The organism is Microvirga lupini (assembly GCF_014191055.1).
GTDB classification, from domain to species: domain Bacteria; phylum Pseudomonadota; class Alphaproteobacteria; order Rhizobiales; family Beijerinckiaceae; genus Microvirga; species Microvirga lupini_A.
Genome location: NZ_JACHWB010000001.1, coordinates 576,741 through 590,791, shown reverse-complemented (window position 1 = coordinate 590,791; position 14,051 = coordinate 576,741). Strand labels below are relative to the sequence as shown.

At 66.4% G+C, this 14,051-nt stretch carries 10 protein-coding genes; 4 read left to right on the top strand and 6 right to left on the bottom strand.

All coding sequences use genetic code 11. The features are described from left to right. From hrpB to FHR70_RS02760, 3 genes are all read right to left on the bottom strand, one after another. On the bottom strand, positions 1–2,466 hold the full coding sequence (hrpB, locus tag FHR70_RS02770; RefSeq protein WP_183446881.1) for an ATP-dependent helicase HrpB: 2,466 nt from the start codon (positions 2,464–2,466) through the stop codon (positions 1–3). 38 nt (positions 2,467–2,504) lie between these two features. Further along, positions 2,505–3,116 carry an HAD family hydrolase gene (locus FHR70_RS02765; RefSeq protein WP_183446879.1) on the bottom strand — a complete coding sequence of 204 codons (612 nt, stop codon included), beginning with the start codon at positions 3,114–3,116 and terminating at the stop codon, positions 2,505–2,507. Positions 3,117–3,251: 135 nt separating this feature from the next. Then, a complete protein-coding gene (locus FHR70_RS02760; protein WP_183446877.1) occupies positions 3,252–5,543 on the bottom strand; it encodes an NADP-dependent malic enzyme in 2,292 nt (763 codons plus the stop codon). A 148-nt stretch (positions 5,544–5,691) separates the two neighbouring features. Between FHR70_RS02760 and mutS the strand changes: the two genes are divergently transcribed. Continuing rightward, positions 5,692–8,418 (top strand): DNA mismatch repair protein MutS, encoded by a 2,727-nt coding sequence (gene mutS, locus FHR70_RS02755; protein ID WP_183446875.1) that lies wholly within the window; start codon positions 5,692–5,694, stop codon positions 8,416–8,418. 11 nt (positions 8,419–8,429) lie between these two features. On the opposite strand, the gene FHR70_RS02750 is transcribed toward mutS, so the two are convergent. Then, entirely contained in the window at positions 8,430–8,882 is a 453-nt protein-coding gene (locus FHR70_RS02750; protein ID WP_183446873.1) for a response regulator, read from the bottom strand. A gap of 371 nt (positions 8,883–9,253) precedes the next feature. Between FHR70_RS02750 and FHR70_RS02745 the strand changes: the two genes are divergently transcribed. Both FHR70_RS02745 and olsB read left to right on the top strand, forming a co-directional pair. Further along, the gene (locus FHR70_RS02745) at positions 9,254–10,792 is read left to right on the top strand and encodes a YifB family Mg chelatase-like AAA ATPase (protein WP_183446872.1); all 1,539 of its coding nucleotides are present in this window, start codon (positions 9,254–9,256) and stop codon (positions 10,790–10,792) included. 176 nt (positions 10,793–10,968) lie between these two features. After that, the gene (olsB, locus tag FHR70_RS02740) at positions 10,969–11,898 is read left to right on the top strand and encodes a l-ornithine N(alpha)-acyltransferase (RefSeq protein ID WP_183446871.1); all 930 of its coding nucleotides are present in this window, start codon (positions 10,969–10,971) and stop codon (positions 11,896–11,898) included. A 165-nt stretch (positions 11,899–12,063) separates the two neighbouring features. On the opposite strand, the gene queG is transcribed toward olsB, so the two are convergent. Beyond that, a complete protein-coding gene (gene queG / locus FHR70_RS02735; protein ID WP_343058746.1) occupies positions 12,064–13,122 on the bottom strand; it encodes a tRNA epoxyqueuosine(34) reductase QueG in 1,059 nt (352 codons plus the stop codon). Between queG and FHR70_RS24460 the strand changes: the two genes are divergently transcribed. Further along, positions 13,075–13,209: a hypothetical protein gene (locus FHR70_RS24460; RefSeq protein WP_343058751.1), complete on the top strand. Its 135-nt coding sequence runs from the start codon at positions 13,075–13,077 to the stop codon at positions 13,207–13,209. The genes queG and FHR70_RS24460 overlap by 48 nt on opposite strands. Here FHR70_RS24460 and FHR70_RS23805 read toward each other — a convergent pair. Next, a complete protein-coding gene (locus tag FHR70_RS23805; RefSeq protein WP_246407785.1) occupies positions 13,206–13,898 on the bottom strand; it encodes a glutathione S-transferase family protein in 693 nt (230 codons plus the stop codon). The genes FHR70_RS24460 and FHR70_RS23805 overlap by 4 nt on opposite strands. Positions 13,899–14,051: the final 153 nt, after the last annotated feature.

Sequence of the window (14,051 nt, the reverse complement as noted above, 5' to 3'; positions counted from 1 at the left end):
TCACGTCCCCCGCGGTTTCGCACGACGCGTCGGCGGCGCGGACAGCGGGTCCTCGGGCCAGGGATGCTTCGGGTACTGGCCGCGCATGTCGGCCCGCACCGCCGCCCAGGATCCGCGCCAGAAGCCCGGCAGGTCGCGGGTGATCTGGATCGGGCGCTGCGCCGGCGAGAGCAGGTGCAGGATGAGCGGCACGCGCCCGGCCGCGATGGTGGGATGCTTGTCGAGACCAAACAGTTCCTGCACCCGCACGGCGAGGACAGGCCCCTCCTCCGCACCATAATCGACCGGGATCTGCGATCCGGTCGGCACCTCGACATGGGTGGGCGCTTCCGCATCGAGACGACGCTGCAGATTCCAGGGCAGGAGGCTGCGCAGGGCCTCGCTCAGCAGGTCGGGCCCGATCTCGCCGAGGCTGCTCCTGCCGACGAGATGCGGCGCCAGCCACTCGTCCGCCGTGCGCGTCAGCGCTTCGTCGGTGAGGTCCGGCCACTCCTCGCCCTCCGCTTGGCGCAGAAACATCACGCGCTCACGCCACTGCGCCAGAGCTTTCGACCAGGGCAGAGCATCGAGCCCCAGCGACACGAGCCCCTCGGCGAGCGCCCGCGCTGCCTCTTCCGTTTGCGGAGCCTTCAAAGGACGCTCGTTCAGCAGAAGAGCACCCAGGCGCCGCACGCCCCGCGCTCGCAGCGCTTTTGCCTGCCTGTCGAAGGCAATCTCGTCGCGCTGCTCGATGGCATTGCTGAATTGCGTCTCGATCTCCTCCTGAGAAATCGCCGCTGCTGCGAGAACGCGCGCGGAGGCTGCGCCGCCGGCGATTTCGGCGACGGTGAGATAAGGCTCCTTGGCGAGGCGCTCATGCGCTTCGAGCGAGGCGCCGCGCCCATTGGCCATGAGATACTCACCCGGCTTGCCGCGGGCCTTGGCGAGACGGTCGGGATAGGCGAGCGTGAGAAGTGCCCCGATGGAGCGTGGCTCACCTCTCGACTTGCCGCTGCTGCCCCTCGCCCAGCCCTCGGCCATGCGCCGCATGTCATCCGCCCGCCTGGAGCGGTCGCGGCCGAAGCGCTCGACACGATCGGCGAGATCCACCGCATCGCCGCCAAGACCGCGCTCGACGAGAACGGCGGCGACATCCGCGGCATCCTGCGCCTGCCCGCTCTCGCCGGCGATCAGCACCATGCGGGCCAATCGCGGTGGCAGCGGCAGGTCGCGCAGCTTGCGCCCGACCTCCGTGATGCGCCCTTCGGCATCAAGGGCACCGAGCTGCTGCAGCAGCGCTCTTGCCTCCTTCAGAGCCGGTGCGGGCGGCGGATCGAGAAAGGCCAGCGTCGTCGGATCGCTCACACCCCAGGCCGCGCAATCGAGCAATAGCGGCGCGAGGTCGGCAGACAGAATCTCCGGTCGGCCGAAGGGCTCAAGCGCGCCCGTCGCGGCTTCCTCCCACAGGCGGTAGCACACGCCGGGCTCGGTGCGGCCCGCACGACCCCGGCGCTGGTCGGCGGCGGCACGGGAGACGCGCACCGTTTCAAGGCGCGTGAGGCCGATATTCGGCTCGTAGACCGGCACGCGAGCCAACCCTGAATCGATAACCACGCGCACGCCCTCAATGGTGAGCGAAGTCTCGGCGATGGAGGTGGCGAGCACCACCTTGCGGCGTCCGGGCTTGGCGGGGCTCACCGCCAGATCCTGCTCGCCTCGTTCCAGCGCGCCATAGAGCGGCGCGATGTCGACGGCGGGATCGGCGATCCGCTCGCGCAGAAGCGTCTCGACCCGGCGGATCTCCCCCTGGCCCGGCAGGAACACCAGGATGGAGCCGGTCTCGGCCCTCAAGGCGCGCGTGACCGCATCCGCCACCTGCTCCTCGACGCGACGGTTGGGATCGCGCGCGAGATAGCGCGTCTCGACCGGATAAGCCCGGCCTTCGGATTCGACGACCGGCGCTTCGCTCAGGAGCTTCGCCACACGGGCGCCGTCGAGCGTTGCCGACATGACGAGAAGGCGAAGGTCCTCGCGCAGGCCCCCTTGTGCATCGAGAGCGAGCGCGAGACCGAGATCCGCATCGAGGGAGCGCTCGTGGAACTCGTCGAAGAGAATGGCCGCGACACCCTCCAAGGACGGATCGTCGAGGATCATGCGGGCGAAGACGCCCTCGGTCACCACCTCGATGCGCGTCCTGCGGCTCACCTTGGAGCCGAGGCGCACGCGAAGACCGACCGTGTCACCCACCGCCTCGCCCAGGGTCTGCGCCATACGGGCGGCCGCCGCGCGGGCCGCGAGGCGGCGCGGCTCCAGCACGATGATCTTGCCCCCGTTCACCCAAGGCTCGTCGAGGAGCACCAGCGGCACGCGCGTGGTCTTGCCGGCGCCGGGCGGCGCGACGAGCACCGCATTCGGCCGCGCCCGCAGGCTCGCCGTCAGGCCGTCGAGGACCGCATCGATGGGCAGGGAGGTGTCGAAAGCGCGCATGCCGCGTGATGGCTCAAGAGGAGCGGAAGGGCAAGCGGTCAGACCGGAAACCCATGCCGCCGCAGTTCTCCCGCCAGATCTGTATCCTCGACGCAATGAATCGCCTGCATCCCGACATCGCGGGCCGCCTCCACGTTCGGCTTGGAATCGTCGATGAAGACGCAATTCCCCGCGACAAGCCCATAGCGGTCGAGCAGGAGGCGATAGATGGCGGGATCCGGCTTCAGCAGACGCTCGTCGCCGGACACGATGACGCCGTCGAAGCCCGCCAGAAATGGAAAGCGCTCCTTCGCCAGAACGAATTTTGGGCCAGAGAAGTTCGTGATGCAGTAATTCGGCACGCCTGCTTCACGCAGACGGAGCAGCAGAGCCACGTGGTCCTCGAAAACGCCGGATACGGTCTCGCTCCAGCGGTCGTGGAAGGCGCGGATATGCGGCTCGTGCTTGGGATGATCCTTGACCAGAAGGGCCACAGCCTCGTCCCAGTCGCGACCCCGATCCTGCTCCACGTTCCAATCGTGGGTGCAGACATTCTCGAGAAACCACTCCATCTCCGCTTCGTCATCGAAGATGGTGCGGTAGAGATTGCGCGGATCCCAGCGCAGCAGCACGTTGCCGATGTCGAACACCACGGTTGATGGCTTGCTCATGATGAGGCGATTCCTTCGTTTCCGCCCAGGCGTTTAGCCCGCGGAAAGCTCCAGCGCTACTCTCAGGAGCAAGGGGCCCAGGGATTTGGCGGCGCGTCTCCCTCAACGCACAGGCTTTGAGGGAGGCGCCAAGCCCTATCCACCGATGTTATAGGCCGCGAGCGCCGCCATGTTGACGATGTCGTTGTCGGTGGCGCCGAGCGACACGATCTGAACCGGCTTGTCGAGGCCCACGACGAGCGGGCCCAGCACCATCGCGCCGCCGAGCTCCTGCAGCATCTTGGTGGAAATCGATGCCGAGTGGAATGCCGGCATGATGAGCACGTTCGCCGTATCGGTCAGACGGCTGAAGGGATATTGCGCCATGACATCCCGGTTGAGCGCCACATCGGCCGCCATCTCGCCGTCATATTCGAAATCGACGCGCATTCCGTCCAGGATCTCGACGGCCTCCTGGATCTTTTCGGCGCGCTCCGCCTTCGGGTGCCCAAAGGTCGAGAAGGAGAGAAGCGCCACGCGCGGCTCGTAGCCCAGGCGGCGGGCGACGCCGGCGGATTCGATGGCGATCTCGGCCAGTTCCTGCGCGCTCGGCATCTCATGAATGGCCGTGTCCGCCACCAGAACCGTGCGGCCGCGTGCCAGGCAGAGCGAGACGCCGATCACGCGATGGCCTGGCTTGGCGTCGATCACGTGCCGCACATCGGCGAGCGCCGTCGAGTAGTTGCGCGTCGCGCCCGTCACCATGGCGTCCGCATCGCCCAATGCCACCATGGAGGCGGCGAAGTGGTTGCGGTCCTGGTTGATCATGCGCTGGCAGTCGCGGAACAGATAGCCCTTGCGCTGCAGGCGCTCGTAGAGGAACTGCGCATAAGTCGCGTTGCGATGGGACAGGCGGGCGTTGTGGATCTCGATGCCCTCGCGGCCTTCGAGATCGATGCCGGCCTGCACCGCCGTGTCGTGGATGCGGTCCTCGCGCCCGACCAGAATGGCCTTGCCCAGCCCCTGGTTGACGAAGGACAGGGCCGCGCGGATCACCTGCTCCTCCTCGCCCTCGGCGAAGACCACGCGCTTGGGGAACTTGCGCACGCGCTCGAAGATGCGGTTGAGGGTGCCGGCTACCGGATCGCGACGGGCAGACAGCAGCGCCTTGTAGGAGCGCATATCGACGATGGGGCGACGTGCCACGCCCGTATCCATGGCGGCCTTCGCCACCGCCATCGGGATCGTGTGGATCAGGCGCGGATCGAACGGCACCGGGATGATGTAGTCGCGCCCGAAGCGCGGGCGCGTGCCCTGGTAGGCCGCCGCCACCTCGTCCGGTACGTCCTCGCGGGCGAGCTCCGCCAGCGCCTGGGCGGCCGCGATCTTCATCTCCATGTTGATCGTGGTCGCCTGCACGTCGAGAGCACCGCGGAAGATGTACGGGAAACCGAGAACGTTGTTGACCTGGTTCGGGTAGTCGGAGCGGCCGGTGGCGATGATCACGTCATCGCGGATGCGCGCCACCTCCTCCGGGGTGATTTCCGGATCGGGATTGGCCATGGCGAAGATGATCGGGTTCGGTGCCATGGAGCGGATCATGTCATCGGTGAAGGCGCCTTTGGCCGACAACCCGAACACTGCATCGGCGCCATTGAGCGCATCGGCAAGCGTGCGGGCGTCGGTCTCCGCCGCATGGCCCGATTTCCACTGGTTCATGCCCTCGGTGCGGCCCTTGTAGATCACGCCCTTGGTGTCGCAGAGGATGACGTTGTTGGGGGCAAAGCCCATGGCCTTCAGAAGCTCGGTGCAGGCGATGCCGGCAGCACCCGCGCCGTTCACCACAAGCTTCGTCTCAGCCATGTCACGGCCGGTGAGATGAAGGGCATTGATGAGGCCCGCCGCCGCGATGATCGCCGTGCCGTGCTGGTCGTCATGGAACACGGGAATGTCCATGAGCTCCCGCAGACGCTCCTCGATGATGAAGCATTCCGGCGCCTTGATGTCCTCGAGATTGATGCCGCCGAAGGAGGGGCCGAGATAGCGCACGCAGTTGATGAAGGCGTCCGCATCCTCTGTGTCGACCTCGAGGTCGATGGAATCCACATCCGCGAAGCGCTTGAAGAGCACGGACTTGCCCTCCATCACCGGCTTCGAGGCGAGCGCCCCGAGATTGCCGAGGCCGAGGATCGCCGTGCCATTCGAGATCACCGCCACCATGTTGGACCGGGTGGTGTAGTCGAAGGCAAGCGACGGGTTCTCGGCAATCGCCAGAACCGGCACCGCAACACCCGGCGAATAGGCGAGCGACAGGTCGCGCTGGGTGGCCATGGGCTTGGTCGGGACCACCTCGAGCTTGCCGGGGCGGCCTTGGGCGTGGAACTGCAGCGCCTCCTGGTCCGTGAAGGTGGGGCGTTTGCGGCGGGTCGGGCGCTGATCGTCGGTCATGAGGGTCCGATTCTTGTGAGCAGGGCGTTTCCAAAGGGGGATGCGACCTTAAGACATAGGATGCGCCTTCCTCAAGACTTGTCCACATGCGCCCTTCGGACACCATGACATGGGTGAAAGGGAGGCGGGGCTTTGCTACACAGGACGGATGTCGTCCCAAGCCGCCTACAATTCCCCCGAAGACCTCGAACCCACTGCCGCCGCAGCGTCCAAGCCCGCGCAGGACAGCCGCGTCACGCCCATGATGGCGCAGTATATCGAGATCAAGGCCGCCAACCCGGACAGCCTGCTGTTCTACCGGATGGGCGACTTCTATGAATTGTTCTTCGAGGATGCGGAGATCGCCAGCCAAGCGCTCGGCATCGTGCTCACCAAGCGCGGCAAGCACCAGGGGCAGGACATCCCCATGTGCGGAGTGCCGGTGGAACGGGCGGACGATTACCTCCAGCGCCTCATCGGCCTCGGCCACCGGGTCGCCGTCTGCGAGCAGACCGAGGACCCGGCCGAGGCGAAGAAGCGGGGCTCCAAGTCGGTGGTGCGCCGCGACGTGGTGCGCCTCGTCACCCCCGGCACGATCACCGAGGAGCGCCTGCTGGAGCCCGGCCGGGCCAATTATCTTCTGGCCATCGCCCGACGCCGCGCCTCCGACACCCAATGGTGCTATGGGCTCGCCGCTCTCGACATATCCACAGGCCATTTCGTGCTGAGCGAGACGGACGGCACCGGCCTCTCGGCCGAGATTGCCCGGTTCGAGCCGCGCGAGATCCTGGTGCCGGATGTGATCCATGACGATCCGGAGCTGAAGAGCTTCTGGCAGGAGACCCGGGCCTCCATCACGCCTCTGTCCCGAGAAGGCCTCGATCCGGCCTCGGCCGAGCGGCGGCTGAAAAGCTATTTCGGGGTCGCGACGCTCGATGCCTTCGGGGCCTTCAGCCCGGCCGAGATCACGGCGGCGGGCAGCGCCCTGTTCTATGTCGAGAAAACCCAGATCGACAGCCGTCCGGTTCTCAACCCGCCCTCCCGCGACACCTCCGGGGCGGCGCTCGCCATCGATGCGGCCACCCGCGCCAACCTGGAGCTGACCCGCACCCTGTCGGGCGAGCGGGCCGGCAGCCTTCTGGCCACCATCGACTGCACGGTGACGCCGGGCGGCGCGCGGCTCTTGGCTGAGCGGCTCGCCGGTCCCCTCACCCATCCGGGGCTGATCCGCGACCGGCAGGATTCCGTCACGACGCTGGTCGAGAACGGCGACCTGCGCGACCGGCTGCGGCGCATTCTCAAGCGCTCCCCGGATCTCGCCCGCGCCCTCTCGCGTCTCAGCCTCGGGCGCGGTGGGCCACGGGATCTCGCCTGTGTCCGCGACGGCCTGTTTGCGGCGCGGGAGCTTGGTCTCGAACTCGCCATCGCACCCAACCTGCCGAGAGAGCTGTCGGAGGCCGCCCGGGTCCTCCAAGGCCTGCGCACGGACGTGGCCGACCGGTTGAGCGCTGCTCTTGCCGACGAACTGCCACTGCTCAAGCGTGACGGCGGCTTCATCCGCGCCGGCTTCGACCCTAGCCTCGACGAGCTGCGCGAGCTGCAGCAGGATTCGCGCCGCTTCATCGCGGCGCTCCAGGCGCGCTACGCCACCGAGACGGGCTGCCGGACGCTTCGCGTCAAGCACAACCACATGATCGGCTATTTCGTCGAGGTGCCGCAGAATGTGGGCGAGGACCTTCTGAAGGAACCCTGGAAGGACACGTTCGTCCACCGCCAGACCATGGCGGGCGCCATGCGCTTTTCGACCATGGAACTCGGCGAACTTGAATCGAAGATCGCCTCCGCGGCCGACCGGGCGCTGAAGATCGAACTCGCTCTCTTCGACGAGATAGTGCAGGTGCTCCTCGATCTCACGGCCGACATCGCCTCGGCTGCGGAGGCCATCGCCGTCATCGATGTGACCGCGGCGCTCGCGGACCTCGCCATGCGTCTCGACTGGACACGCCCCGTAGTCGACACCGGTCTCGCCTTCACGATCAGGGGCGGCCGCCATCCCGTGGTCGAGGCGGCGCTCAAGCGTGAGGGCGTTCCGTTCATCGCCAACGACTCGGATCTATCCGGCAAGGATGCAGGCCACATCCTGCTGATCACCGGCCCGAACATGGGCGGTAAATCCACCTATCTGCGCCAGAACGCCCTCATCGTCGTCCTGGCCCAGATGGGCTCCTACGTTCCGGCGAAGGAGGCACATATCGGCATCGTCGACCGGCTCTTCTCGCGCGTGGGCGCTGCCGACGATCTGGCGCGGGGCCGCTCGACCTTCATGGTCGAGATGGTCGAGACCGCCGCCATCCTCAACCAGGCGACTGCCCGCTCCCTCGTGATCCTCGACGAGATCGGTCGCGGGACCGCCACTTTCGACGGTTTGTCCATCGCCTGGGCGGCCATTGAGCACCTGCACGAGACGAACCGCTGCCGGGCCCTGTTCGCCACCCATTTCCACGAGCTGACGGCGCTGGCCGAGCGCATGGCCCGCATCTCCAATGCGACCCTCAAGGTCACAGAATGGAACGGCGAGGTGGTGTTCCTGCACGAGGTGGTGCCCGGCGCGGCCGACCGCTCCTATGGCCTGCAGGTGGCGCGACTGGCGGGGTTGCCAACAGCCGTCGTCGAGCGGGCGAAAACCATCTTGAGCGAACTGGAGAGATCCGACCGGGAGGCCCCGAAGCACGCACTGCTCGACGACCTGCCGCTCTTTGCCGTGCCCGCCCGCAGCGAGCCCGCACCGGCGCCGAAGCAGGATGGGCTGCGGGAAGCGCTCGCGGCTCTCGATCCCGACCAGATGACCCCGCGTGAGGCGCTCGACGCGCTCTACCGGCTCAAGTCACAGAATTAGCTGCGGGCCTGTCAGGACACCTGGGAGCTACGCTGGCGGGTCGTCCGGCCGAAAGGGACGAAGGTGACCGTTCGCGCCTCCTGAGCCTCGCGCGGCTGCCCCGCCATCACATAAGACAGGGCTTCACGCACGCCACGCTCCGTATAGGGCTTGGCGATGACGCCCCAGGCGCCGGCGAAATCCTCCGGAATGCGCTTGGCATTGGCCGTCATGAACAGCACCGTGACCTGGTGCTCATTGCCGAGATGGCGCGCCACGTCGACGCCGGTTGGCCCGTCGGACAGATGGATGTCGACAAAAGCGAGATCGGGCTTGAGATCCCGGGCGAGGGACAGGGCGTCCTCGGACGAGGCTGCGATCCCCACGACGTCATGCCCCAGATCCTGGAGCAGGCTTTCGAGTTCGAGCGCGATCAGGATCTCATCCTCGACGACGAGGATGCGCAAAGGCTTATCGCTACTCAACTCGAATCTCCTCCGCGAGAGCGGATACTCCAATCTCTGCGCCTGTACCTGGCTTCCGATCGCGCCAAGTCAACCGCCCACTTATTCGACAGATCAGCATGTGACGTCCGGGAAGCATCAACGGTTCATGGGGCGGGAGATGCCTTGCGGCTTGAGCGGAATGGTAACGACCCGTGTTATCAATGGCCCCTCCCGAACGGGCACGACGGAGGCTTAGCCGCCTTTTGGCTTCCTCAGTGCAGTGGGACTCAACGCTCATCCAGGGAGAGGGTTCCACATGAAAGAAAGTCCTCGCCCCAAAAAAGTCCGCAACACTATCGCGTTTCAAAACTCCACGCTAACATCGGGGCTTTGCGGGAGGTTCAAGCCGGATGGTGACGCGCGTTTCGACTGTTGCGTTCGAAGGGATCGAGGCGCGCACGGTCGATGTCCAGGTTCAGATCTCCCCCGGAACGGTCGCCTTCACCATCGTCGGCCTGCCGGACAAGGCGGTGGCGGAATCCCGCGAGCGGGTCCGCTCGGCCCTCATCGCCTCCGGTCTCGCTCTTCCGGCCAAGCGCATCACGGTCAACCTCGCCCCGGCCGATCTGCCGAAGGAAGGCAGCCATTACGACCTGCCCATCGCGCTCGGGGTCATGGCGGCCATCGGGGCCATCCCGGCGGACGCTTTGGGCGGCTTCACGGTGCTGGGGGAGCTGGCGCTCGACGGGTCGATCACTGCCGTGGCGGGAGCGCTTCCCGCCGCCATGGCGGCTCATGAGCGCGAGCACGGGCTGATCTGCCCGGCTGCCTGCGGTTCGGAGGCTGCCTGGGCTGGCAGCGACATCGAGATCCTGGCGCCGCGCTCGCTGATTCAGCTCGCCAACCATTTCAAGGGCACCCAGGTGTTGGCGCGTCCCGAGCCTGCAATCATGCCCGCGTCCGGCATGCTGCCCGACCTCAAGGACATCAAGGGACAGGAAAGCGCCAAGCGGACCCTCGAGATCGCAGCCGCCGGCTCCCATAACCTGCTGATGAACGGCCCGCCCGGTGCCGGCAAGTCCATGCTGGCGCAGCGCCTGCCCTCGATCCTGCCGCCGCTCTCACCGCGGGAGTTGCTGGAGGTCTCGATGATCCAGTCCGTGGCGGGGCTGCTGGCGGAGGGCGCCCTGTCGAACCGCCGCCCGTTCCGGGCGCCGCACCATTCGGCCTCCATGGCGGCGCTGGTGGGCGGCGGCCTCAACGCCCGTCCAGGCGAGGCTTCGCTTGCCCATCATGGGGTGCTCTTCCTCGACGAGCTGCCGGAGTTCCAGCCCCAGGTACTCGATTCTTTGAGACAGCCGCTGGAGGCGGGAGAGATCCTGATCGCCCGGGCCAACCACCGGGTCACGTATCCTGCCCGCTTCCAGCTCGTCGCCGCCATGAACCCGTGCCGCTGCGGACAGGCCACCGAACCCGGCTATGTCTGCCGCCGCCAGCCGAACGAGCGCTGCATCGCGCAGTATCAGGCGCGGCTCTCCGGTCCGCTCCTCGACCGTATCGATCTGTCCATCGACGTGCCGGCCGTCACTGCGGCCGACCTGATCCTGCCGGCACCCGCCGAGGGCTCGGCGCAAGTGGCAGCCCGGGTGGCTCGGGCCCGCGAGCGGCAGGCGAAGCGCTATGCGTCATTAGGGCTCGACGGCGTGACGACCAATGCCGCGTGCCCGTCGGCGCTCCTGGAAGATGTGGCGCAGCCCGATCCGGAGGGGCTGTCCCTCATCCGCGACGCGGCCAATGCCATGCGGCTTTCCGCCCGTGCCTTCCATCGCGTTTTGAAAGTGGGGCGGACCCTGGCCGACCTCGATGGGGAGGAGCGCGTCCGGCGCATTCATGTGGCCGAGGCTCTTTCCTACCGGGCCCATACGGACCGGCGTCCGGCCGCCGCGTGACGGAGAATGTGGCCCCTTCACCCTCGCTTGTGAATCCCAGGACCGGCCCCGACATTTTCCATCGGCACAGATATGTTTTCTGTCACAAAACAGTTTGGAATGGGCTTTATGTCATGGTGGCGGCGCCTGGCGGCAGCGACGACCCGGCGCCGGAGAGACGATTCTGTGAGACAGCGATGAGTTATTTCCCTTCGAACCCTGCCGCGAGTGGCTTGGCTTCCATCGATCCGCGTCCTCACGGGCTCAAGCTCCTGCCGGGAGGCGACAGGATCGTCCGCGACTACGGCAGCCTCGATCCCGTGCTCGGCCGGATCGGCTCCCTCGAGGTTCGCCTGGCCACCACCGCCAAGGACATCCGGCGTGCCCAGCGCCTGCGGTTCAAGGTATTCTACGAGGAGATGTCGGCCTCCCCCAGCGGCACGGCTCTGATCTCCCGTCGGGATGTGGACGAGTACGACCGGATCTGCGACCACATCCTCGTCCTCGATCATGACGTGAAGTCCAAGCCGTTTCGCCCGGCCAAGCCGAAGGTGGTGGGCACCTACCGCCTGCTTCGCCAGGATGTCGCCCAGCACAACGGTGGGTTCTATACGCGGGGCGAATATGACATCGCGCCACTCCTGAAGGCTCATCCCGGCCTGCGCTTCCTGGAGCTCGGACGCTCCTGCGTGCTCAAGCCCTATCGCAACAAGCGCACGGTCGAACTGCTGTGGCACGGCATCTGGGCCTACGTGCTCCATCACCGGATCGACGTGATGATGGGCTGCGCCAGCCTTGAGGGCACGGATCCGCGGGCGCTGGCGCTTCCTTTAAGCTTCCTGCATCACTACGCTGCCGCACCGGCCGCGTGGCAGGCCAGCGCCCTGCCGGAACGCTTCACCCCCATGGATCTCCTGCCCAAGGAGGCCATCGATCCGAAGGCCGCCCTTCACGCCCTGCCGCCCCTGATCAAGGGCTATTTGCGCGTCGGCGCCACCTTCGGCACGGGCGCGGTGATCGACCGGCAGTTCGGCACAACGGACGTGCTCGTGGTCCTCCCCGTCTCGGCCATCAACCCGCGCTATATCGACCATTTCGGCCCGACCGCGAACCGCCACGCGGCATGAATTTAGCGTCCTGTTAGATCGATCTAACACCCTGAGCCCTCATCCTGAGGAGCGGACGCAGTCTGCGTCTCGAAGGAGCTTCCAGTGCTCTCTGGATCCTCCTTCGAGACGGCCTGACGGCCTCCTCAGGATGAGGCGGGAGTGTAATGAGGAGGTCTTGAGGAACTAGGCTGAGGGTACGATTGGCAACGCCACAGCCCGGCGCCACTCCTCGCGCACATCCGAGTCGCTCTCATGCTCCAGCCGCTCGACCGCGTGGTGAGCCACCACCTCGGGCGGCAGCAAACGCCCGAGCGCCCAGACCGCCATGGCGCGGACCAGCGGCGAGATATCGTCCAGCAGTCGCTCGGCCTCCTCGGCAAGGCTCGCATCGCCCGAGTTGCCGATGGCGATCAGCACGTTGCGGATGAAGCGGTCGCGGCCGGTGCGCTTGATCGGCGTTCCGGCAAAGCGGGTGCGGAACGCGGGATCGTCGAGGCGGGCGAGATCCGCCAGCGGCAGGGCGGCGAGATCCTCCCGCTGCACGAGCCGCGCTTCGCGGCCGGCCTGGGCGAACTTGTTCCAGGGGCAGACCGCAAGGCAGTCGTCGCAGCCGAAAATGCGGTTGCCGATGCCGAGACGCAGCTCTTCAGGAATATGCCCCTTGTGCTCGATGGTGAGATACGAAATGCAACGGCGCGCATCGAGCTGGTAGGGCGCCGGAAAGGCGTTGGTCGGGCAGACGTCGAGGCAGCGGCGGCAGGAGCCGCAATGGTTACGCTCCGGCGCGTCGGCGGGCAGCTCAGCCGTGGTGAAGATAGCGCCGAGAAACAGCCAGTTGCCGAACTCGCGCGACACCACGACCGTGTGCTTGCCCTGGAAGCCGAGGCCCGCCGCCTCCGCGAGCGGCTTCTCCATCACCGGGGCCGTATCGACGAAGACCTTCACGTCGGACGAGGCCTTCGCCGCGAGGAAGCCTGCCGCCTCCTTCAACTTGCCCTTGATCACGTCATGGTAGTCGCGGTTGCGGGCATAGACCGAGATGTAGCCCAGATCCTTTTGCGCGAGTTCCGCGAGAGGATTGTCGGCAGGGCCGTAGTTCAGCCCGAGCAGGATAACGCTGCGCACCTCCGGCCACAGGGTGCGGGGGTCGGCGCGGCGCTCTGCCGTGTCCGCCATCCACTCCATGGAACCGTGATGACCGGCCTCGAGCCAGGCCTGAAGACGCTCCGGCGCGAGCGGGATCGCATCCGGCCGGGCGATACGGATCGTGTCGAAGCCGAGCGCCTTGGCGCGCTCGACGAAGGCGCGCTTGAGAGCTTCCCCGTTTAAAAGTCCAGATTGTCGTAGTGATCCGCCGGCGCCATGCCCGGCACCCGGTCCGCCAGGAGCGCGCGAAAGGACGGCCGGGACTTGATCCTGGCGTACCAAAGCTTCGCTGTCTCGTCCTCGTTCCATGGCACGTCGCCGAGATAATCCACCACCGACAGATGGGCCGCCGCCGCCAGATCCGCATAGGTCATCTGGTCGCCGGCGAGCCAATTCCGCTGGGAAATCAGAAAACCGATATATTTGAGATGGTATCGCACATTGGTCTGGGCCGCGCGAATCGCACCCATGTCCGGCGGACCGCCTCCCAGCTCAATCGGCATGAACCGCTTATAGATCTTTTCTGTGGCAAGGTAGTCCGACACCTCGGCGTGAAACTTGACCAGGAACCAGTCGAGCAGGCGGCGCACCTCGACCCGGTGGCTGAGATCGCCAGGCAGGAATCGACGATCTCGAAGATCCTCCCCACGCGTCTCGTCCAGATATTCCGCAATCCCCATGGGGCCCGGCACCGCGAGCCCATTGTCGTCGTGGAAGAGCGGCAGGTTGCCGGCCGGATTGATCTCGAGATACGGGATGCGCCGATCCCACGGCTTTTCCTCGACCACGTGCGGCTCAAGGCCGAGTTCCGCGACAATGAGGCGCGCGAACCGCGACTGCGGGCAAAAGGGATAAGAATGCAGGGTGGCCATGAATGATGCTGACGCGAAACAGGCGGCAAGAATAAGGCCGTGCTTCGTTAAGGGTTGGTAAGGAATAATGGTGAATCTCATGACTCTGACGCAGAAGGGACGCGCCTCAAGCGCAAACCTTTCTTGACAGAGGTGGAGGCGCTCCCGCATCTG